The organism is Streptomyces sp. NPDC059788, assembly GCF_042732265.1.
Lineage (GTDB): Bacteria > Actinomycetota > Actinomycetes > Streptomycetales > Streptomycetaceae > Streptomyces.
On sequence record NZ_JBHWHY010000075.1, the window covers coordinates 13,646 to 34,065 of the forward strand.

Here is a 20,420-nt window from a genome sequence, read left to right on the forward strand (position 1 = left end):
CGCGGGGGCGAGGGAGAAGAGGGCAAAGATGAACACCAACGACAGCACGACGAACAGTGCGGCGGCAACGGCAGCAGTTCGGCACGCCAAGTTCGGTAAGCTGCCCGACCGTATCCCGTACGAGGACATGGTCACCGAGAAGACGTCGTCGGACAGCCGCGGACAGGACGCGTACAACCCCGAAGGGTCATGGAACCACTTCTCCTGTCTGGCCCTTGACCTCGGCCTGTAGGGCGTCTCCCTGATGGGCGGTGGAATTACCGTTGCCGGAGTGTGGAAAGCAGAGACCACCCTGGTTTGCCGGAAGTGACCCTTTTCGCTGCTCCTTTGGGCAAGGAAACTGAGGTGACAGGCGCGGGGGCGCCGCGTCTGGAGACGCGGGTCTCCGGACCGGCAAGGAGAACGGGCAATGAGAGCGACGAGGGCGAATTCGACCCACCAGCCAGGCGGGCCGTTGCCGCCCCGGGGCACCGGGCACGCCGCCCCGCGCCCGCTGCGCCGGATAAGGCTCGGGGGCGCCTGGCTGGTCGTATCGGCTCTCCTTCCGGTCCTGGGTTGCTATTTCATGTTCGCGGTGCTGCTGCCCACCGACGTCAGGCGTTACGAGGAATATGTGGCGGCCGAGCCGTGCCCGGCCCACACGGCGGCGCGTCAGTTCGAGGACTGTCTGCGCGAGGTCGCTTTCACGGTCGACGCCACGGAGGTGCACGGCGGACGGAACTCCAGGTACACGGCGACTTTGTCCGGCGCGCCGGCCGGAAACGGGGTTCTGCCGTTCGGCGACTCCGGGCCGCTGCTGGAACTGCTCCGGCCGGGGGACCGGGTGACCGGTACGGTCTGGCGCGGCAACGTCATGGCGGTCGCCAAGGACGGCGTACGGCAGGAGTCCTCCGACGAGCCTCGCGACGAGCCGCAGATGACCGCGGCCATCGGGACCTTCATGGGTCTCCTGGCAGCGCAGCTGCTCGGCACCGGTGTGCTGCGGCTGGCCCGGCCCCGTAGTCACGAGACCTATGGCTGGCGCCCGTACGGCAGGCCGCTGCTCATCGCCATGGTGATCACGTGCCTTGCCCTGGGGTTCCCCGCCCTGCTGCTCGGCTACCCGTGGTGGATCGTGCCTCCCCTCGCCGTGGCGGTCGTCGCGTGCACGGCTTGGCTGCTCTACCGCCACCGACGGCCGGGGCCCGCCCAGGCGGTGTGACGACGGTCGTCGCGCCGGCCGGGAGCCGTGTCGTGCACGGAAACGGAAACCGGATGCCGTACGCCATGCGGTGACGTAACCTGCCCCCTTGGCAAGCGGCTCTTACACGTGGCTGCCGTGGCTGACGGAGCGGGAGGGTTCGATGGTTGCGGACGTGGTCAGGACCTGGGTGGCGGGCTGGGCCGTGTCACGGCGGACGCCGCCGCCGGTCGAGACGCCGTGGGGGTTCTACACGGCGGTGGCCGACAATCCCGACGAGGTGGGGCGCCACGTCCTGCCCGAGGTGGACGAGTCGCTGGTCCGCGGTGCCGCTGCCTCGGTGACGGTGCCGCGGACCTGGATGAAGATGCCCGCGGAGCCGGAGGAGATCGAGCCCTGGCTGCTGCCGGGCTGGGGGGTGGCGTACGAGGAGACCGGCCATCTGATGGCAACCGACCTCGTGGCCACGAACCCGGTCGAGCCCGAGGGGTACACCGCGACCGTGGAGACCAGCGGATCCGTCATCTGCGTACGGGTGCTGGGCGTGGCGGGCGAGCAGGCGGCCAAGGGGCAGATGGCGGTGCTCGGGGCGGCCGCGGTCGCGGACCGGGTGGTCACCGGAGCGGCCCACCGGCGGCGCGGGCTGGGGCGGTTCGTGATGCGCGAGCTCGCCGACCGGGCCCTGGACGCGGGTGCCGGCCTCGGCGTTCTCGGGGCGACCGACGCCGGTCGCGCGCTGTACGAGACGCTGGGCTGGAAGAGGCACGCGACCCTGGCGGAATGCGTGTACCGGCCCGGCGCCGCCTGATCGTCGAACGCGTCAACCCCTCGGCACGCCACGCCAATTCGACAGAAGCGCCTCGGTCGCCGTATGCAGCGTCGCTGCGTCGACCCCGTCGCGCAGCTGCGTGGAGAGCCCCAGAAGGAAGCCGTGGATCATGGACGTCACTCCGTCGATGTCGGTGTCGGCGTCGAGTTCATCCGCGGCGACTCCCCGCTCCACGCACGCCCTGATGCGCGCCCGGTCGGCTCTTCGGCGGGCCGTCACGGCCGCGCGTACTCCGGCGTGGTCCTCTCCCGGTGCCCGCATCGTGCCGGACAGGGCGATGAGGCAGCCGACGGGGTGGGATGAGTCCGCCTGCATGTCGATCGAACCGTGGAGCAGGCCGGCGACGGCCTCGCGGGGGCTCACCGATACGTCGCCGATGATGTCGGTGACGGTGCCCGGACCCTTCATGTAGTGCTCGACGGCCCGCTCGAACAGTCCCTCCTTCGACCCGAAGGCGCCGTACAGGCTCGCGGAGGACAGCCCCGTGCCCGCTCGCAGCTGTGCCAGCGAGGTCGCTTCGTACCCCTGCTCCCAGAACAGCAGCATCGCGGCTTCGAGTACGGCCTCCATGTCGAAGGCGCGGGGGCGGCCGGCGGACGGCACATGGACCTCCTGCGTCGTGGAACGAGTGCTCCGGCGTGATGCGAGCCCGCCGGTGCGTGGTGGGCTTCCTTCCGCTCCCATATTGGACTACCTGCTCCAAAAATGCCGGTGTTCCGGGCCGGGGGCTCCCGCCGCACGGCGTGATCCGTACCACTTTTGGATCGATGGATCCAGAATGGATTGACGGGCGCACCTGGCCGGCGCGAGGATTCTGGCATGAACGATCCACAATTCGAAGTGCGTGACACCGGTCCACAATCCGGGGTGCGCGAAGACGGCGCTCGCCCTCCGCTGAGTCGGGCGAAAGTCCTGCTGCTGGCGGTGACGTGCGGCGCGGCGGTCGCGAACATCTACTACGCGCAGCCGCTGTTGCCGGTCATCTCCCGCGCACTGAAGATCTCCGAAGGAGCCGGGGGACTGGTCGTCACCGCCTCGCAGATCGGTTACGCGATCTCCCTGGCCCTGCTCGTGCCACTGGGAGACATACTCGAACGGCGCCGCCTGGTGAGCGCGCTGCTCGGCCTGAGCGCCCTCGCCCTCCTCGGCGCGGCCGTGGCGCCATCGCCGGGCCCGCTGTACGCCGCCGTCGCGCTGGTCGGAGTGACCTCGGCGGTGGCCCAGATCGTCGTGCCGATGGCGGCTTCGCTGGCCGCCGACCACGAACGCGGTTCGGTGGTGGGCACCGTCATGAGCGGCCTGCTCGTCGGCATCATGCTCGCCCGTACCGCGGCGGGCCTGCTCGCCCAGTTCGGCGACTGGCGGCTGGTGTTCGTCTTCGCGGCCTTCGTGATGGTGGTACTGGCGATCGCCCTGCGCCTGGTTCTCCGTCCCGTGCCGCCGTCCGAGAGCACCCCCTATCCCCAGCTGCTGCGCTCGGTGCTGACGCTGGTGCGCACCGAGTCGCTGTTGCGCAGGCGGATGGGCCTGGCCGCGGTCGGCATGGCCTGCTTCACCGTCCTGTGGACCGCGTCGTCGTTCCTGCTGGCCGGTCCGTCCTACGGATACGGGCCCGCCGCCATCGGCCTGTTCGGGCTGGCCGGGGTCGTCGGAGCCGCCGCCGCGGTGGCGGCCGGGCGGTTCGCGGACCGTGGGCGGGGCCGCCAGGTGGCGACCGGGGGACTGGTCGTGCTGACGGGGAGTTGGGGCGTGCTGGCCCTCGCCGGGGCGGGCGGCCCCGGCGGTCTGATCGCGCTCGTCGGCGGCATCATGATGCTCAACCTCGCTCAGCAGGCCTTGTTGATCAGCCATCAGAGCGCCCTCTACCGCCGGGTCCCGCACGCGCGCAGCCGGGTGACGACGGCCCTGATGGTCTCCGCGTTCGCCGGCAGCACCGTTGCCTCAGCGCTGGCTTCGGCGCTGTATCCGCTGGTGGGCTGGGCGGGAGTGTGCGGGCTCGGCGCCGTGATCGCGCTGATCGGCGCCGGGATCTGGGCGCTCGAACTTCTCCGTCCCAGCCCGGCTGAACCGCTGGCCGGCCGTCCGGTGACCGTCGACAGCAGGCCGGCCACCGTACGTACCGCATGACCGCCGACACGAACAAGCAAAGGCACACACCGACCATGGCGACGAATAAGCAGACCACCGACACCGACACCCCGCGCCACGACCGCGACGACGACTCGGGGCGACGGCTGCCCGGCCCGTGGACGCGGACCGTCGGCGAACTGACCCTGAGCTACCTCCCCGACGCCGGAGTCGCGATGATTCCGGCCCGCGTCTACCCCTCTTCCACCGAAGAGGACTGGCGCCCGCACCGTCACCACCTGACGGACGCGGGCCACCTCGCCATGGGGTGCGGCGCCCTGCTCGTCGAGCGCGACGGAACCCGCCTGCTCCTGGACGCCGGACACGGCCGCATTTCCGGGGAGGACCCGGAGCACTTCCAGCACGCCTTCGACCACGTGAAGAACCTGCCCGCGTCCCTGGCGAGCCTCGGCGTGGACCCGTCCGGACTGGAGACGGTCGCCTTCACCCATCTGCACGACGACCACACCGGCTGGGCCCGGCCCGACGCGGTCGAAGATCCGCGCAGCCTGTTCCCCGACGCGCGGTGGATCGTCGGGGACGGCGAGGTGCGAAGCGGCGACGGCTCCGGCGAACGGCTCGCCGGAGGGTTCGAACGGATCACCACCGTGGCCGACGGGGCCGAGATCTCCGAGGGCGTACGTGCCTGGGCACTGCCCGGGCACACCCCCGGACACACGGCCTGGATACTCGACACCGGCGACGGCCGCCGGATCGTGGCCTTCGGCGACGCGATGCACTCACCCGTCCAGGTCGAGCACCCGGACTGGGAAGTCGTCCTCGACCACGACCGGGACCGGGCCGAACACTCGCGCCGTCGACTCGTGGAGTACCTCGCCCGGGACGGCGTCTTCGGCTTCGGCGTCCACTTCGCGGACCAGCAGCTCGGCACCGTCGACGGCACCGGCCGCTGGCGCCCGTGGACGGACGAACAGGACGCTCGGTGAGCCGGGCTCAGGCGCGTACGGCTCGTCCGCGGCCCCGCTCCGCACCTGTCCGCAGGCCCGGAACCGGAGCCCGGCCGACCGCCCACCGCATCGAGGGGCAGCGGACTACCGGCTGGCCGAGAGGAGGGTGATACGGCCGGTGCCGGGGAGCTCCGGGTTGAAAGCGGGCGGGACAGGGCGGTTGTGGTGTTGCGCGAGGTGCGTGAGGGACTCCTGGGTGCTGTGCCAGCCGTGCGAGGCGAGCCAGTCGCCCGGAGGGCGGGTCATGTTGTTCTTCCAGAGGGTGGACAGCTGGTCGACGATGCTGTCCGGGGCGGCCGCCGCGGCCTGCTGGGCCTGGTCCGTGTTGATCATGCCGCGGGTGGTGTGCTCGATGGCGAGGTGGCTGCCCGGCGCGGACAGGGCGGTGACGCGCTCCAGGAGGCCGTCCGCGTCCTGTTCGGTGAGGTAGACCAGGAGTCCTTCGATCAGCCAGGCCGTCGGCAGGTCGGCACGGAAGCCGTGGGCGGCGAGGGGCTCGGCCCAGTCCTGGCGCAGGTCGGCGACGATGGCCTCGCGGTGGCAGCGCGGGGCCCGGCCGCGCAGGGCGTGCTCCTTGAAGGCGAGGACGTCGGGCTGGTCGAGCTCGAACAGGCGCGTCCCGGAGGGCCAGTGCAGCCGGTGGGCCCGGGTGTCCAGACCCGCGGCGAGCAGGACGACCTGGCGGCAGCCCGCTGCGGCGGCCCGGTCGAGGTAGTCGTCGAAGTAGCGGGTGCGCAGGGCGAAGTAGTCGCCCATGGCGTCGGTGAACAGCTGACCCTGCTCGGTGTTCCACGCCGTCTCGTGGTCGGGACCGGCGGTGTCGAGGAACTGCTGGGCGAGGTGGTCTTCGAAGAGGTGGTCCGGTCGCCGGGTTTCGGCTGCGCGGGCTCTGGCGATGATCAGCGCGGTGCCGCTGAGACGGGCCAGGGGCGGGGACGGGGTGGTCATGGTGTTCTCCGCTGGGTGGGGTGTGGCGCACGGGGCCACGAGTGGGGCGGGGTGTGGTTCACGGGGCCGCGGGTGAGGCGGTGTGCGCGCGGTGCGCTTCGCGGTCGAAGCGGACGCCGCCCCGCCAGATCGCCTCGATCGAGCGGGTGGCGGTGATGTCCGTGGTGGGATCGCCGCTGACGAGGAGGAGGTCGGCGCGTCGTCCGGGCGCGATCAGGCCGCGGTCGTCCAGGCCGAAGTGCGCGGCGGGCACCGACGTGGCGGCGGCGAGTGCCTGGGCCGGGCTCAGGCCGGCCGCGACGAGCAGAGCCAGTTCGGCGTGCAGGCCGGCACCGTGGACGATGGGGCAGGCATGTTGCGGCATCTGGTTGGCGTCGGTACCGGCCAGCAGGGGGACGCCCGCCCGGTGCAGGCGGGCCACGCTCGACAGGGCGTACTCGAAGTGGTGCTCGGGCAGGGGGTGTTCCACACACAAGCCCTCGCAGCCGGTGGCGATCGCGTCGCGGACGTCGTCCGGGAGGAACGCGGCGATCCGCGGGTCACCGGCCAGGGACCGTGCGACACCGGTCCCGGGGGACTCGTGTGATGTGGACACCTCCAGCATGGCCAGGGTGGGGATGACGGCTCGTCCGCCCGCCGCAGCCCGGTCGGCGAAGGCCTGGTCCAATGCCGCTTCCAGCGGGAGGTGCGTGAGGAAGTCCACGCCGCTGTCGAGGGCCAGTTGGGCGGACCACAGGGCACAGGCGTGGGCCACGGTGAGCAGGCCCCGGCGGCGCGCGGCGTCGACGAGCGCCGTCACGGTCGCCGGGCCGAGGGCGGGCAGCGCCGGTCCGTGGTTCGCTCCGTCGTCCACCATGATCTTGATGAAGTGCGCGCCCTCGGCCTGCCGCGCGGCCACGAAGGCGTCCGCCTCCTCGGGGCCGGCGACCGTCGGCAGCGTCGGTATGGCGTTGCCGGGATAGCCTCCCTGCGCGCTGGCCAGCAGTCCCGCACTGCGCATGTCGGCGAGGTCGTCCCGGTCGCGAGCCAGGTCGCACAGGGCCCGGGTGGCCTCCGGCGGGCCCATGAACATGTCCAGTTCGGTGGTCACACCGAAGGCCAGCGCCAGCCGAAGGTTGTCGGGCACGCCGAAGACGTGCGTGTGGGCGTCGATCAGCCCCGGCAGCAGCGTCATGCCCGTCCCGTCGACGACCTGGGCCGAGGCCGGTGGTCCGGGGGCGGGGCCGGTGGTGACGCGGGTGATGACACCGTCGGCGAACTCGACCGAGCCGTGGCCCGTCGTCGATTCCCCGTCGAAGATCCGTACGCTGTCGATGATCGTCGGCTGCACCTGGTTCACCGTCCGGTGGCGAGCGCTGTGGACCCGTAGAGGCACAGCAGGTTGAAGGCCAGTACGAAGCCCATGGCCGGGAGCGTCAGCCCCGAGGGTTTCTTGCGTACGAGGAAGCGCCAGGCGCCGAGCACGGGCAGGACGAGGGCCGCCGCCGGCAGCAGACCCGTAGTGCCCAGCAGCGTCAGTGCCAGCACAGTCGCGCCCGCGGCGAGGGCCAGGCTGACCGCCGCGCTGCCGCGCGGGCCGAACACCTGCGAGTACAGCCGTTCCTGCGGATCGGGGCTCCACCCGGTCTTGCGCGCGATCTCGAACTGGAGAAACGCGCAGGCGAACATGGCCAGCAGTGGCACGGCCCGCCCGTCGGCGTGGATCTCGCCGCCGGTCAGCAGCGAGAGGTAGAGATAGACCGACAGCAGCAACTGCACCGGATAGCTGACCAGCAGACTGGCCACCGGGTTCTCGCCGAGGGGCGGGAACCAGCGTTCCAGCGCGACCAGGAACAGTGTGTAGCCCAGGCAGACCAGGATCAGCAGCACGGACAGCGCCGAGACCAGCGTGTTGAGCGCGACGACGACCACGGTGATCAGCGCCATGGCGCCGCGCAGCTCCGCGACCGTGATGGCGCCCGTCACCAGCGGCCGGTCCGGATGGTGCTGCCGGTCGTAGTCCAGGTCCTTCTGCTCATCGACCATCCGGGTGAAGAGCAGCGCCAGCACCACGCTCGCCGCGCGCACCACGGTCGATCCCGACGGCGTCCACGACGCGCCGGAGCCCGAGACCGCGGCGGCGGTGGCCTCCAGCGTCACGGTCCACAGCACGCCGTAGGTGACGTAGATCTGCGGGCGGAACATCTTCAGTACGAAGCGGCCCAGCCGGGCGGGGGTCCGGGCGGCGGTGGGGGCGTGACTCACCTGGGCCACCTGTTGAAGAACACGACCTCGTCGAGCGGCTGGCGCGGGGTGCGGCGGAAGTCGGGGCCCTGCGTCGTGTGCCCGACGGCCACCAGGGCGACCTGGGTCAGCTCGTCGGACGGGATGCCGACCAGCTCCGCCACCTCGCGTTCGTAGGCCAGGTGCACCGTGGTCAGCGCGGCGCCCAGGCCGCGGCTGCGGGCGGCGAGCATGAAGCTCCACAGGGCCGGATAGACGGACCCGAAGAAGCTGGACTGCTGGGCGAGCGTCGCCTCGTGGGACAGCCGCCCGCGGATGCCGGCCAGGACGAGCGCGGGGACCTGGTCCAGGTGATCCGCGAGGTAGCGCACCCCGGCCACGGCCCGCTCGCTCATCGCCGAAGGGGGAGTGGCGGCGAGATAGGCCTCCGAGGCCTTCTTGTAGTAGTGCGCGACGGCCTTCTTCGTCTCCGGATCGTCGATGACCAGGAACCGCCAGCTCTGCCGGTTCCCTCCGTTGGGGGCGTGCAGGGCGAGCTGGAGGCACTGGGTCAGCAGCGTCCTGGAAACGGGCCTGGTCAGATCGAGCCTGCGGCGCACCGTGGGGGTACGGGAGAGCAGCTCGTCGATGTCGAGCGTCACGGGCGCGGAGGCGGGCCGGCGGGTCGTGCCGTCGGGGTCCGTCCCTTCGGGGGGCGTCCCGTCAGAGGGCGTGCCGTCAGGAGTCATGCCATCCCCCTCTGGACGCCGGGCCTGGTCAGGCGCACTTCGCCCTCGGCGATGGAGCGTCCTTCCTGGTGCAGGACGCACCGCAGGACGGCACCGGGCCCGTCGCTCCGCACGAGGACGCTCTCGCCGGTGACCGGAAGATCCAGCTCGCCGATCCCGGTGAAGCGCGCACTGACCGCGGAGAGCCAGGCCGCCGCCGAGGGCAGCGCCTTGGTGGCGACGGCGGTGGCGATGCTCAGCTGCCGGAACGCCTCCAGGGTCAGCATCCCGGGGACATGGTCGACGAAGTGGTCGAACAGCACGGGGTGGCCGATGTCGACGACGAGCCGCGCGGTCCCCGCGGGCTGGTCGTCCTGCGGCGCCTGGAAGCCGGAGAGGACCACATTCGCGGCGTCCCGGCGGTCGACCAGGGTCTTGTGGTCCCGCGGCGGCTGGGGAGCCTCGGGGCCCAGGAGCGGCGACAACCCCAGAGCCACCCGGCCCTGATCGCGCATCGTCTGCCACTCGCCGGGCGGCATCCAGGACATGCTGCATTCCAGCGTCGCCGCCACGTCGTCGCCGACCAGCGCGGTGTAGACCACCCGCGCGCCCCGCACGCCCGTCTGATCACGGAAACGGCGCAGGACGCGGCAGCGCAGCACCACATCGGTGGGCACGCTGTGCACCGCGAGTGCGGACATGTTCCCCTCGCGCAGGGCGATCTCGCGCAGGACGAACTTCGTGCCGAACGGCATGTCGAACAGCTCGTGGCCGAGCATGATGAGCGTCTGCCGGGCCGCCTCCACCAGCACCATCGGGTCGTAGAGGTGGTGGCATCCCACCGTGTCCCGGTAGAAGGCGTGGGAGCGGGGTATCTGCACCCCGACGTCGAGGGTGTCCTCGTCTCGGGCGAGCACTCCGGTGACCAGCACTTCCGTGACACTCGACCGGTGGACGAGCTCGCGGGCCACCGTACGGCTGAATTCCACCGTGTCCATGCTTCTCCTTCGTGTTAGCCGACCGCGGATTGCCCGGCCGTGAGCCGTGCCATGTGTAACTGCCAGTCGTGCACGCCGACCCCGTCGAGCACGGGGGCCAGCCCCTTGCGCTTCATCGGCAGGACATGGGTGCCGACGATCACCACGTCCCAGGGGTCGAGCGGGAGCCCGGCCTGCCAGGCGGCTTCCAGCAGCCGCTCGTAGCCGGCGGGGGAGTGGGCGCCCAGCCGCGCCGCGTGCAACTCGTCGCGGACCGCGCCGGGCGGCACGGACTCCTCGGCTGCCCGCACGGCGTCCTTGAGCCGCTGTGCCGCCGGCTCGAAGGTCAGGTCCCGCTGGGCCACCTCGGCGTGCAGCTGCGCGGCCAGTTCGAGCGCGCGGTCCGACCGGTCCTCGCCCGCCAGCGCGCTGGTGTAGACCCGCTCGCGCAGCGCCGTGTCGAAGTGGATGCCCAACTCGCGCAGGACATCGGCGGGTTCGTCGGGGGTGTGGACGAGGTTGAGCAGGTAGCTGTAGCGGCCGATCTCGTAACGCAGCTGGCCGGGGACCCTGGCCAGCGGATCGGTCGGGCCCTTGCCCTCGGTCACGACGACCGACGCCGGCGCGGCGCCGGCCTCCTCGGCCACCGGACGTACGACGAGCACCACCGCGTCGCAGGAGTCCATGAACATGTCGGCCAGGCGGCGCCGCTGCGGGGTGGCCAGGTTCCACTGGTAGTACCACAGCGACCGTACGGCCGTCCGGGTGAGCCGGGTGCGTTCCGCGGCCACGATCCGGAAACCGTTCGCGGCCAGCCATTTGACCGTCGTCGGTATCTGCCGGCTGACGACCGCGTCGGGCTTGAGCAGCAGTGCGGCGTGCCGGTGGGCGAAGCCGTCCACGTCGGCCGTCAGGGAGCCGAGCTGTTCGTGGCTCTCCAGGAAGTAGGTGTCAGCGGCGAACAGTTCGAGCTTGCGCGGATCGCAGCTGAGGGCGGGAGAGAGGCTTTCGCCGAAGGGGCGCGGGTCCGTGCGGGTGGTCATCGGTCGGCTCCGTCCGAGTCGTTCGCGGCCGGGCCGCCCGCGGCCGCGTCGGCGGCGCCCGCTCCCGTGAGGCCCAGCCGGGCCAGTACGTCGGTGACGTCGGGCGGCGGCGTGCCCAGGTAGCCCGCGGCCAGGCAGTGGTTGATCAGCGTGCGCAGGAAGTCGGGGCCGTCGTCGAGCGCCCTGCGGACCCCCAGGGCCTCGGTGTTGGAGCCGTCGAACTTCATCCGGCGCCGGAAGTAGCTCTCGTACAGCGTGACGATGCGGTCGTAGTACCGCCGCTCCATCAGGGGCAGCCGCTCGGCGTCGAAGCTCGTCACCGGCACGAACCGCGGTACGTGGAACGAGGGGTACTCGGCCAGGACGTCGGAGAAGTCCCGCAGGGCCAGGGGCGCGCCCACCGCGTGGAAGGTGCGGCCCTCCGCCTCCTCGAAGCGCTCGGTGACCCGGGTGATGACGTCCGCGACGTAGCCGACGGGCACCAGGTCCAACCGCGCCTCGTACAGCCCGGGGACGGAACGGACCTTGCCCTCGGTGACCAGCTTGAGGACGACGTAGATGTTCTTGTAGTCGCGCACCACGCCGGTGTGCTCGTCGCCGACGACGATGCTGGGGCGCACCACCGCGGCGCGCATCCCCTCGGCCCGCGCCTTGTGCACCAGCGTCTCGGCCTTGAGCTTGCTGGCCTCGTAGGCGTTGGCGAGCTGCTGGCCCTCGTCCAGCTCCGTCTCGCGGATCAGGCCGTCGCGTTCGCCGCACACGTAGGCGGTGCTCACGTGCACCAGGTCGGCGTCGGCGGCGCGGGCCAGCTCGATGGCGTGGGCGGTGCCGTCGACGTTGACCGACTGGTAGTGCTCCTGGGGGCGGCCGAAGTCGGTGATCGCGGCACAGTGCACGATCCGGTCGATCGCGCCGTCGGACAAGGCGGCGTACGGGGCGTCCGACAGCCCGAGCCGGGGCCGGGTCACGTCGCCGGGCAGGCACGTGACGGTGGCCGGGTCCAGGGGCGTGCCGTCGTTGCGCACCAGTTCGGGGGTGTTGTGGACCACGGCGGTCACCTGGTGGCCGGCCGCCACCAGCCGGGCGGTGACCTCCGCGCCGACCAGCCCGGCCGCGCCGGTCACCAGGACCCTCAGCTGCTGTGTCATCGGGCCGCCTCCTGTCGCCGTGCCGCGGACACCAGGTGCACGACATCGCCGAGCGTGGCGACCGTGGCCGTCTCCTCCGGGGCGAGCTCCGGCAGTCCCAAGCCCTGTTCGAGTGCCAGCGTCAGTTCGAGGAGCCGCAGCGAGTCATAGCCCAGATCGGCGATCAGGGTCGTCTCGTCGGTCAGTTCGGCGCCCGCGACGGGAGCCATCGCGCCGACGATCGCGTACACCGTGCTCCGCGTGTCGTCCTCGGCCGCGCCGGCCTGGGTGGTGGGTGGGTTGATGGGCGATGTCAAGGTTCCTCCAGCAGCGTCAGGCAGTGGCGGCGTGGGGCTGCGCCCCGCCGCTGGCCAGCAGGTCGCCCGCCTCGTCGATGGGCAGGTCCGCGTTGAGGTGCGCGCCCAGGCGCAGCCAGTCGTAACCGATCTCCAGGGTCTGCCGCCATTCGTCCGAGGAGTCGAAGGAGGACGGGAAGTCGTCGGCGCCCGTGGCACGGCGGACCTGTGCCACGAAGCCGTCCAGGGCCGCCAGCGCGGCGGTCCCCTCGGAGCCGGAGGCGATCGTGAGGGTTTCGAGGTGGGTGGCGCTCGACCGCAGCTCGTCGGTGTCCGCCCCGGCCGCGAGGAGCGACAGCCGGGGGACGACCTCGGAGTCCGGCGGCAGCGGATTGACGCCGTGGGCGCTGAGCAGCCCGCGCAGCGCGAACCGCACCATCCTGCGGGCGCTGAGCTGGGCGACGCCCCACTGCTCGCGGTCGAGGGCGCCGACGAGGTCCTCGCGGGCGTTCTCCACCAGGACGTTGGACCACACCAGGGTCATCGCGGCGGCGCTGAAGCGGCGGGCGGGCATCGGTACGAGATCGACCGCCTGCGCGTCGCCGACCGGCGCCCCGCCCACGGCGACGACCGGCCGAGCGGTGCTCGGCGGGGGCGTGACGTCACCCGCGGGGGCGGCCAGCGGCATGGTGGGGATGATCGGGCCTTCGCCCTGCCACGCCGCCCTGACCAGGCCGAAGCGCAGGAACTGGGCGATCAGCGGGCCCGCCTGCGGTGCCCCGGCCGCGTGGGCCGTGGCCAGCACCTGTTCCAGGGTCCGGCCGAAGACGAGGGAACGCCAGGCGCGCGCCGCCTGGTCCCCGAGGGCGAACACGTCCTGCCGGGCGCGTACGACGTGCACGCGCTCGCCGGTCTGCCACGTGGTCACCTTCCCGGCCCCGGCCACGGTGATCTGCCCGGGACCGGGCGCGGCGCCCTCGACGCCCAGATCCGCCGTGAGCCGGGCGCCCTCGGCGACGTACTCGGCTGCGTCCAGACCACTCGCGTCCAGCGACGCGAGCTTGAGGTACCGGGCGGCCAAGGGGTGGTCGCCGATGCGGGTCAGCTGCTCGGGCAGCCACTTCGGCTCCAGATAGGTCTCTCCCTGCCCGGCCGCCCAGGACTTCACGGCCTGGAGCAGCCCGGCCTCGGTCCAGGCCGCGGCCTCCCGCTCCTGGCCCAGCTGCCGCAGGACGAGCGCGTACCGGATCGACTGGCGTGCGGCGTGCGCCCACCACGCGCCGGCCGTGGCCTGGAAGTCCTCGTAGGACACCAGCCCCTTGACCTTCGCCACCAGCTCGTGGTTGCGCAGCGGGAAGCTGCGCAGCAGCCGCTGACAGCGGTTCAGCAGATCCTCCGCGGCCGACCCCGGGCCGCCGGCCGTGACCGTGGCGAGCGCGGAGAACTGCTCCTCGATCTGCCGCACGGAACGGGTCCGCACCTCGACCCGCCGCCCGTCCACGAACAGCAGGGACGGCATGGTCGGCAGGTCGGCGTCGCTGTCGGCGATCAACAGGAAGTCGATGTCGGAGCCCGAGTTGCCGAAGCCCTCGGCGATCGAACCCTCCAGCACCACGGCGCAGCCGGCCGCGGAGGCGATCTGCGGGAACGTTTTGTCGAACAGGTTCTGCAAGTATTCTTCGCTGAGGATCACACGGGCCTCCCGGTCGTGACGTCGGCCGGTCCGAGAACGCGCGCGTTCTTCAGACCGCCGCTTCGCAGCTGTTCCCACATGTGGCGGCGTTTGGGTTTGCCGCTGGACGTCCTGCTGATCAGCCCGCTGCCGCCGACGACGACGGTGATGACGACCTCGTCCGACAGCGCACCGCGCAACGCCCGCGTGGCGTCCTCGACCCACGCGCCCGCGGCCTTCTCCGCGAACAGCGTCACCGAGGCTTCGCCACCGCCCCCGACGCCGACGACCGCGCACTTCTCCCGGGCGATGCCGGTCGCCGAGACCACCTTCGCCTCCAGGTCCTCCATGTAGACGCTGCGCCCATGCGCCTTGAGGCTGTCGCCCATCCTGCCGAGCACGAACAGTTCGCCCTGGTGGAAGAAGCCGGCGTCCGCGGTCCTGAGCCCGTCCGGGGTGAACCGCGTGGAGCCGGTGCGGCCGGCGTGATAGCCGCCGGCGACCGACGGGCCCGTCACCTCGATCTCGCCGAGGTGCCCGTCGGGCAGGGGCTTGCCCTCCTCGTCGACGATCGCCACGCCCACCCCGTCGCCGGGGTGACCGCAGCCGACCACCCAGCCGTCCTCGCTGTCGTCGATCCGCTCGGCGCTCGCGAACTCACGGGTCGCGTCGATGGTGACGGGGTGACCGAAACGCAGATCGCCGGTGTCCACCCGCACGGTCGGCACGCGGGTGCCGGGGGAGTGCACCGTCACCGCGAGCGTCGCCTCGGCCAGCCCGTACGACGGCAGGTAGACGCCGGGGGAGAAGCCGGCGGGCGCGGCCAGTTCGGCGAAGCGCTCCAGCACCCGGGGGTCGATGGGCTCGGCGCCGACGATGGCGTTGCGCCACGCGGACAGATCCAGGTCCGCGAGCCGTTCACCGAGCCGCCGGACCGCGTACGCGAACGCGAAGGGCGGAGCGGCGGTGTGCGCGGCGACGGCGAACGTGCGCAGCCAGCGGGCCGGATCGCGGATGAACTGCTCGGGACGCATGAGCCACACATCGCCCTGGGCGCTCACGGGAGCGAGCAGACAGCCGATGAGACCCATGTCGTGGTGGAGCGGCAGCCAGGAGGCCGCGGCGTCGCCCGCGCGCCAGCCGAGCCGGTCCAGGATCAGCCGGATGTTGGCCTCCAGGTTCGCCCAGGCGACGCGCACACCGCGCGGCCTGCTGCTGGAGCCCGAGGTGAACTGGAGCAGGGCCGGCCCGCCGGAGGCCCGTACGACGGCCTCCTCGCCGTCGTCATGCCAGATCCACGGCTCGCGGTCCGCGCCGGCCGCGGCCAGGACCTGGGCGGTCATCGGCGCCAGGTGCTCGTCGGTGATGGTGACGGCGGGCGCGCACTGTTCCACGATCCCCGCCGCGTGCTCGACGTACTCGGCCTGCGCGGCGAACGCCGGCGGGGGGATGAGGCAGACCGTCGCCCCCGCGGCCCAGACACCGAAGAGCGAGGACAAACAGGGCAGGCCGGTCGGCAGCAGTACGCACACCACGTCGCCGGGGCGCACACCCAGGGCGGCCAGCGAACCGGCCACCCGCCGTGCGGACGCGGCGAGTTCGGTGTACGGGTGGAAGACCCAGCCGCCGCGGTCGTCCGCCAGATGGATGCCGGGGCCGCCGTCGCCCGACTCGGCCCGAGCGGGCTCCGTCAGCCAGGCCAGCAGTTCGCTACTCACGGCCCACGTCCTTCGCGCTCCCGGCCCCGGCAGCGCCGCCCGCCGCCGCTTCCGCGGGTTCGGACAGGATCGTCACCGTCCCCGCCGCGCCGTCCACCCGCACCCGCATACCGGTCTCCAGCTCCCGCATCACGTTCTTGACCTGGACGACCGTCGGAATGCCGAGCTCACGGGCGACGATCGCCACATGCGTCAGCGGGCTGCCCCGCTCGATGACCAGGGCCGAGGCCGACGGCAGCGCGGCGACCCAGCCCGGGTCCGTGCGGTACGCCACCAGCACTCCGCCGTTGACCTCCACGGGGGTGTCCGTGACCACCGCGTCGGCCTCCACCACCCCGGGGCAGCACGGCGTTCCGCGCATCTCCTGGACGCCCGTACGCGCCACCGGGCCCGACGTGAAACCGGCCCGCTCCAGGTTGCCCCGCCAGTAGGGGGCCCCGCGCGTGACGAACCGTGACGGCGTCGACAACTGCTCGTCCTCGGCCCGCTGCCGCTTGCGCAGCTCCACCAGGGCCCGCAGGCCGGTGTGCGCCGACGCGCCCTCGTAGGCGCCGCGCAACTCTTCGAGGCGCAGGAAGAAGACATCGTCGTAGCGGTCGATCGCCCCCATCCGGGCGAGGTCACGGCCCATGGCCCGCAGCATCCGCTTCGCCGAGCCGAACGCGCGGGTACGGCAGAACCGCAGCCGCTCCCGGTTGTACAGGGTGCTCTGCGCCTTGCGGCGGACGACGTCATAGATCATCCGGCGCGGCCCGCGAAGGTGGACGTCCAGATAGGACTCCGCCTTCCCGGCCGGGTCGGCGTCCACCTCGGGCAGCGCGGCACGCACCATGGCGAACAGCGTCGAGGGGTCTTCCCGCAGGTCGGGCACTTCGAGCTTGAGCTCGTCGAGACTGCGGTAGCCGTACGCGGCGACATACTCGTCCACCGACGCGAGGAACCCGGTGTGGCCGCTCGCGCGCAGCGCCTCGTAGGTGTCCTCGGCCGGGGTCTCCCGGACGAGACGCTCCAGTTCGGCGTCCTCCCGCACACTCGCCGCGAGGCGTGCCAGCGCACGGGCGGGTTCGAGGGACTCTACCTGCGGGCCCGGGGACGCGGCGCTCCAGGTCAGCCACTCGGGAGCGTCGGGCAGCCAGCGCCTGCTCAGCAGGGCGAGCGCGCCGACGGACCACAGGATCGACGCGTCCAGGGTCTGCATCGGACCCCACTTCTCCAGCAGGTCCTTTTCCAGGGCGCGAAAACGCCGATAGACGTCCTGGCCCTCCATCGCGTCGTAGTCGACGTTGTCGAATTCCTGGTACGCCGCGTAGAAGTACTCCATGAAACGCTCGACGGAACGGTTCATGGTGAAATAACGGTGCACGAACGCCGCTACCGTCCTGGCCCGGGCCAGTCGGTCACGCAAGGACGACGAGAAGTCGTACGGATAGATCGCCTCTGCCGCTTCGTCGTCGAGTTCCTCCTCGACGCCGATGGCGATCTCCAGGACTTTCCTGTTGAGTTTGTACAGCGGCGCGATGCGTACCATCCGGTACCAGTTGAGCAAGTTGTAGTACACCCGGCCATGGAAATGGCCGAGCATATGAGGAGCCCATTCCTCGATCTCGCGCAGCCCGGTCTGCGGAACCCGAAGGCCCCGCGCATAGTTTTCGTACACCTTGCCGTAGACATGGGCCGCGAAGCTGTAGGTCAGCGGCGAGACGATTCCGGAGAAGCTCTCGACGATATTGGCGTTGTCCCAGATCCGCAGCTCGCCCTCGCTGGGCTCCGACGCCTCGTCCGGTGCCCCGGTGTACTCCGGCAGCGCGGTGATGGGACGGGCCTGAAGGAGCCACAGGACATCGCCGGCGAACGCCCACTCGATGTCCTGCGGAGTGTCGAAGACCGCCTGGACGCGCGCCCCGGCATCGTGCAGCCGCGCCAGTTCCTTCGGCGTCAGCGACAGCTTGTCCCGCTCGGCCTGCGGCACTTCGCTGATCAGGTATCCCGACCCCGCCGCGTCCGGGTGATAGCGCTCGCGCTTGTCGCCCAGCACCGTCTCGGTCACCGTGCCCGTGGCGGCGTCGAGCGTGACGGTGTCGGCGTCGACCGCCCCCGAGACCAGGCCCTCGCCCAGCCCGTAGACGGAACTGACCACGAAGCGCCGCCGGTCGCCGCTGACCGGGTCGGCGGTGAACAGCACGCCGCTGCGCTCGGAATCCACCATGGCCTGTACGACAACGGCGGCACCCGCGCCGCGCAGCGCCAGCCCGTGGCGCAGCCGGTAGTGCAGGGACCGCTCGGAGAAGGCCGACGCCCAGCACTTCTTGACGTGGGCCCTGACCTCGTCGAGCCCGCGGACGTTCAAAGAGGTGGCGAACTGCCCGGCGAAGGAGTGCTGCGCACCGTCCTCCTCGGCCCCGGAGGAGCGCACCGCGACCCGGCCGCCCCCGGCCTGCGCGTACGCGTCCTCGATGACCGACGCGGCCCGCTCGTTCAGCTCTCCCGAATCGATGAGTTCGGCCAGCTTCCCGGAGGTTTCTCCCACGGTGTCCGTGGTGACGCCGGCGAGCAGGGCCTCGATGTGCCCCGACGTATCGAGCTCGGCGATGAATTCCTGGAACACATCGAGGCCCACTACGGCCCATCGGGGGATGTCGAGCCCGCTGCCCGAGAGTGCGTGCAGATTCTTCCCCTTGCCGCCTGCTAATCGTGCGACCTCACCTGGAGGACTTTCGGCGATTATGGCTCGCATGAAACCTCAAGATCTTCGAGACGCTGTGGCCTGAACTTTTATCCGTGCGGCAGTGAAGACGTCATCTGCCCGGGCAGGACTTCAATGAAGATGTCGCAGACCGTAGCAGAACTCCAGGCAACGTCCGGTGGGCCTGCCGCCGCAACTAAGGGTTTCCCTAGCGACCGGAAAACTATGGAGCGGCGGCCGGTCGGTCCACGTCTAGAATCCCTGTCAGCTCCCGCCCCCACTCCCTGTCCCCCCATACCCGATGTTCTCCCCGGTCGTCGGCGGATCCCTGGCGCGCCGGCCCTCATGGCCATCGTCTGTGCACGTTCTGAACTGGGCAGATGCTGGAGAATGGAGAAAACGATGCCTCCCCTTCCCCCCGGATCGCGACAGCCCGCCTTCCTGCAGACCTTCCACATGCGCAATCCGGTCCGGTACTTCGAGACCCTGCGGCGGCGTCACGGTCCGGTGTTCCGCATGAAATTACTCGGCTTCCCGCCCCAGGTGGTGGTCGCGAACGCGGAGCTGGCCGCGGAGATCTACCGTGTGGACGGCGAAGGCAACCTCACCGGAGCGCTGCGCGCGGGATACGTGCCGTGGCTCGGACGGCACTCGCTGCTCACGAACGACGGCGAGGAATGGTGGCGCCACCGCAAGCTGCTCAGCCCCGCCCTGCACGGCAAGTCCATCGCGAGCTACCCCGAGCTGATCGCCGAGATCGCCGCCGAGGACATCGAGAAGTGGCCGCGGGGCAAGCCGTTCTCGCTGCGCGAGCACATGCAGACCATCACGCTGGAGATCATCCTGCGGCTGGTCTTCGGGGTCCGCGACGCCGCACAGGGAGACCGGCTGCGGGCCGCGCTGATGGCCCTGTCCAAGGCCAGCGGCTCCCCGGCCCTGTTCCTGACGCCTGGCTGGGTACGCACCTGGGCGGACCGGTCACCGCTGGCGCTGCGCCTGCCGTTCCTGCCGACGACCCGCGCCGCGAAGGCCGCCGACGCGGTGGACGACATCCTGTTCGGCGAGATCGCCAGGCGCCGGGACGAGGCGGACGAGAAGGCCACCGACGTTCTGGGGCGGTTGCTCCGGGCCCGGGACGACCAGGGCCGGCCGCTGAGCGACCAGGAGATCCGCGACGAAATGCTCACCCTGCTGGAAGCGGGGCTGGAGACCACGGCCACCGGCCTGTCGTGGACCTTCGAACGGCTGATGCGCAACCCGCGGGTACTCGCGCGGCTCCAGGAGGAGATGGAACGGGGCGAGGAGGAGGTCTACCTCGACGCGGTCGTCAAGGAAGCGCTGCGCTCGCGCCCGGTGATCTTCGGCCTGGGGCGGCTGCTGACCAAACCGTTGCGGCTCGACGCGTACGAGGTCCCGGCCGGCTGGGTGGCCATCCCGATGTTCTCCCTCATCCTCCAGGACCGTGAGGCGTACCCGGACCCCGGGGAGTTCCGGCCGGAGCGCTTCCTGGGCGAGAACACCAAACCGGCCCAGAAATCGTTCCTGCCGTTCGGCGGCGGCCGCCGCTACTGCGTCGGCGCGCAACTCGCCACGATGGAGATGAAGGTCATCACCCGAGAGGTACTCAGGCACGTACGGCTGACCCCGGCCAACCCCGCGTCGGAGGCCCAGCGTATGTGGCACGCCACCCTCATCCCGGGCAAGCACGCCGTCGCGGTGGCCCGCGAGCAGCCGCTGAAGCGACAGCAGCCGGCTCAGGAGTCGAAGTGCCCTGTGCATCCGGTGGGCCCGGAACAGGGGCGATGAGCCCAACCTGACCAAGTCCCCCCAAATCCATCTGCCTGACCGCAGCCCACCCCACCGGGGGTGGGCTGCGGCAACGTGGGGAGAAAACGACCGGTGACGGGGCGTTCGCCCGTCAG

Annotated in this window: 18 protein-coding genes; 6 read left to right on the plus strand and 12 right to left on the minus strand. The window is 71.3% G+C overall.

The features are described from left to right. The first annotated feature begins 28 nt into the window (after positions 1–28). The 3 genes from ACFV57_RS39795 (at position 29) to ACFV57_RS39805 (ending at position 1,988) form a co-directional block, all read left to right on the plus strand. Positions 29–232 carry a hypothetical protein gene (locus ACFV57_RS39795; RefSeq protein ID WP_385243203.1) on the plus strand — a complete coding sequence of 68 codons (204 nt, stop codon included), beginning with the start codon at positions 29–31 and terminating at the stop codon, positions 230–232. 177 nt (positions 233–409) lie between these two features. After that, complete coding sequence (locus ACFV57_RS39800) at positions 410–1,201, plus strand: hypothetical protein (RefSeq protein ID WP_385243206.1); 792 nt, start codon at positions 410–412, stop codon at positions 1,199–1,201. Between the two features lie 88 nt (positions 1,202–1,289). Then, complete coding sequence (locus ACFV57_RS39805) at positions 1,290–1,988, plus strand: GNAT family N-acetyltransferase (protein WP_385243209.1); 699 nt, start codon at positions 1,290–1,292, stop codon at positions 1,986–1,988. A 12-nt stretch (positions 1,989–2,000) separates the two neighbouring features. On the opposite strand, the gene ACFV57_RS39810 is transcribed toward ACFV57_RS39805, so the two are convergent. Continuing rightward, entirely contained in the window at positions 2,001–2,612 is a 612-nt protein-coding gene (locus ACFV57_RS39810; protein WP_385243211.1) for a TetR/AcrR family transcriptional regulator, read from the minus strand. Between the two features lie 216 nt (positions 2,613–2,828). Between ACFV57_RS39810 and ACFV57_RS39815 the strand changes: the two genes are divergently transcribed. Both ACFV57_RS39815 and ACFV57_RS39820 read left to right on the plus strand, forming a co-directional pair. Continuing rightward, positions 2,829–4,136, plus strand: a complete 1,308-nt coding sequence (locus ACFV57_RS39815; RefSeq protein ID WP_385243214.1) for an MFS transporter — start codon at positions 2,829–2,831, stop codon at positions 4,134–4,136. Between the two features lie 35 nt (positions 4,137–4,171). Further along, positions 4,172–5,083: an MBL fold metallo-hydrolase gene (locus ACFV57_RS39820; protein WP_385243217.1), complete on the plus strand. Its 912-nt coding sequence runs from the start codon at positions 4,172–4,174 to the stop codon at positions 5,081–5,083. A 105-nt stretch (positions 5,084–5,188) separates the two neighbouring features. Here the strand turns inward: ACFV57_RS39820 and ACFV57_RS39825 are convergent, their stop codons facing one another. Genes ACFV57_RS39825 through ACFV57_RS39875 form a run of 11 tightly spaced genes read right to left on the minus strand, consistent with a single transcriptional unit; the run spans position 5,189 to position 18,549 of the window. Next, a complete protein-coding gene (locus ACFV57_RS39825; protein ID WP_385243219.1) occupies positions 5,189–6,052 on the minus strand; it encodes an SAM-dependent methyltransferase in 864 nt (287 codons plus the stop codon). Between the two features lie 58 nt (positions 6,053–6,110). Continuing rightward, on the minus strand, positions 6,111–7,382 hold the full coding sequence (locus ACFV57_RS39830; RefSeq protein WP_385243222.1) for an amidohydrolase family protein: 1,272 nt from the start codon (positions 7,380–7,382) through the stop codon (positions 6,111–6,113). Positions 7,383–7,387: 5 nt separating this feature from the next. Continuing rightward, complete coding sequence (locus tag ACFV57_RS39835) at positions 7,388–8,296, minus strand: hypothetical protein (protein ID WP_385243225.1); 909 nt, start codon at positions 8,294–8,296, stop codon at positions 7,388–7,390. Continuing rightward, the gene (locus ACFV57_RS39840; RefSeq protein ID WP_385243228.1) at positions 8,293–9,003 is read right to left on the minus strand and encodes a nitroreductase family protein; all 711 of its coding nucleotides are present in this window, start codon (positions 9,001–9,003) and stop codon (positions 8,293–8,295) included. Before ACFV57_RS39840 ends, ACFV57_RS39835 begins: the two co-directional genes overlap by 4 nt. After that, positions 9,000–9,980 carry an AfsA-related hotdog domain-containing protein gene (locus tag ACFV57_RS39845; protein WP_385243231.1) on the minus strand — a complete coding sequence of 327 codons (981 nt, stop codon included), beginning with the start codon at positions 9,978–9,980 and terminating at the stop codon, positions 9,000–9,002. The genes ACFV57_RS39840 and ACFV57_RS39845 overlap by 4 nt, the downstream gene beginning before the upstream one ends. A 14-nt stretch (positions 9,981–9,994) precedes the next feature. Next, the gene (locus ACFV57_RS39850; RefSeq protein ID WP_385243234.1) at positions 9,995–11,002 is read right to left on the minus strand and encodes a nucleoside-diphosphate kinase; all 1,008 of its coding nucleotides are present in this window, start codon (positions 11,000–11,002) and stop codon (positions 9,995–9,997) included. Then, complete coding sequence (locus tag ACFV57_RS39855; RefSeq protein ID WP_385243237.1) at positions 10,999–12,150, minus strand: SDR family oxidoreductase; 1,152 nt, start codon at positions 12,148–12,150, stop codon at positions 10,999–11,001. Before ACFV57_RS39855 ends, ACFV57_RS39850 begins: the two co-directional genes overlap by 4 nt. Further along, complete coding sequence (locus ACFV57_RS39860; protein ID WP_385243240.1) at positions 12,147–12,446, minus strand: acyl carrier protein; 300 nt, start codon at positions 12,444–12,446, stop codon at positions 12,147–12,149. Before ACFV57_RS39860 ends, ACFV57_RS39855 begins: the two co-directional genes overlap by 4 nt. Positions 12,447–12,462: 16 nt before the next feature. Beyond that, complete coding sequence (locus ACFV57_RS39865) at positions 12,463–14,118, minus strand: hypothetical protein (RefSeq protein WP_385243242.1); 1,656 nt, start codon at positions 14,116–14,118, stop codon at positions 12,463–12,465. Beyond that, a complete protein-coding gene (locus ACFV57_RS39870; RefSeq protein ID WP_385243245.1) occupies positions 14,115–15,815 on the minus strand; it encodes an AMP-binding protein in 1,701 nt (566 codons plus the stop codon). Before ACFV57_RS39870 ends, ACFV57_RS39865 begins: the two co-directional genes overlap by 4 nt. Further along, positions 15,808–18,549 (minus strand): phosphoenolpyruvate synthase, encoded by a 2,742-nt coding sequence (locus ACFV57_RS39875; RefSeq protein WP_385243248.1) that lies wholly within the window; start codon positions 18,547–18,549, stop codon positions 15,808–15,810. The genes ACFV57_RS39870 and ACFV57_RS39875 overlap by 8 nt, the downstream gene beginning before the upstream one ends. Positions 18,550–18,900: 351 nt before the next feature. On the opposite strand from ACFV57_RS39875, the gene ACFV57_RS39880 reads away from it, so the two are divergent. Beyond that, entirely contained in the window at positions 18,901–20,304 is a 1,404-nt protein-coding gene (locus ACFV57_RS39880; protein ID WP_385243251.1) for a cytochrome P450, read from the plus strand. Positions 20,305–20,420 lie beyond the last annotated feature (116 nt).

Coding starts and splice junctions, on each gene's coding strand:
- ACFV57_RS39840 (WP_385243228.1), bottom strand. CDS start 9,003: ATGACTCCTGACGGCACGCCCTCTGACGGGACGCCCCCCGAAGGGACG.
- ACFV57_RS39825 (WP_385243219.1), bottom strand. CDS start 6,052: ATGACCACCCCGTCCCCGCCCCTGGCCCGTCTCAGCGGCACCGCGCTG.
- ACFV57_RS39875 (WP_385243248.1), bottom strand. CDS start 18,549: ATGCGAGCCATAATCGCCGAAAGTCCTCCAGGTGAGGTCGCACGATTA.
- ACFV57_RS39795 (WP_385243203.1), top strand. CDS start 29: ATGAACACCAACGACAGCACGACGAACAGTGCGGCGGCAACGGCAGCA.
- ACFV57_RS39880 (WP_385243251.1), top strand. CDS start 18,901: ATGCCTCCCCTTCCCCCCGGATCGCGACAGCCCGCCTTCCTGCAGACC.
- ACFV57_RS39815 (WP_385243214.1), top strand. CDS start 2,829: ATGAACGATCCACAATTCGAAGTGCGTGACACCGGTCCACAATCCGGG.
- ACFV57_RS39855 (WP_385243237.1), bottom strand. CDS start 12,150: ATGACACAGCAGCTGAGGGTCCTGGTGACCGGCGCGGCCGGGCTGGTC.
- ACFV57_RS39820 (WP_385243217.1), top strand. CDS start 4,172: ATGGCGACGAATAAGCAGACCACCGACACCGACACCCCGCGCCACGAC.
- ACFV57_RS39845 (WP_385243231.1), bottom strand. CDS start 9,980: ATGGACACGGTGGAATTCAGCCGTACGGTGGCCCGCGAGCTCGTCCAC.
- ACFV57_RS39800 (WP_385243206.1), top strand. CDS start 410: ATGAGAGCGACGAGGGCGAATTCGACCCACCAGCCAGGCGGGCCGTTG.
- ACFV57_RS39850 (WP_385243234.1), bottom strand. CDS start 11,002: ATGACCACCCGCACGGACCCGCGCCCCTTCGGCGAAAGCCTCTCTCCC.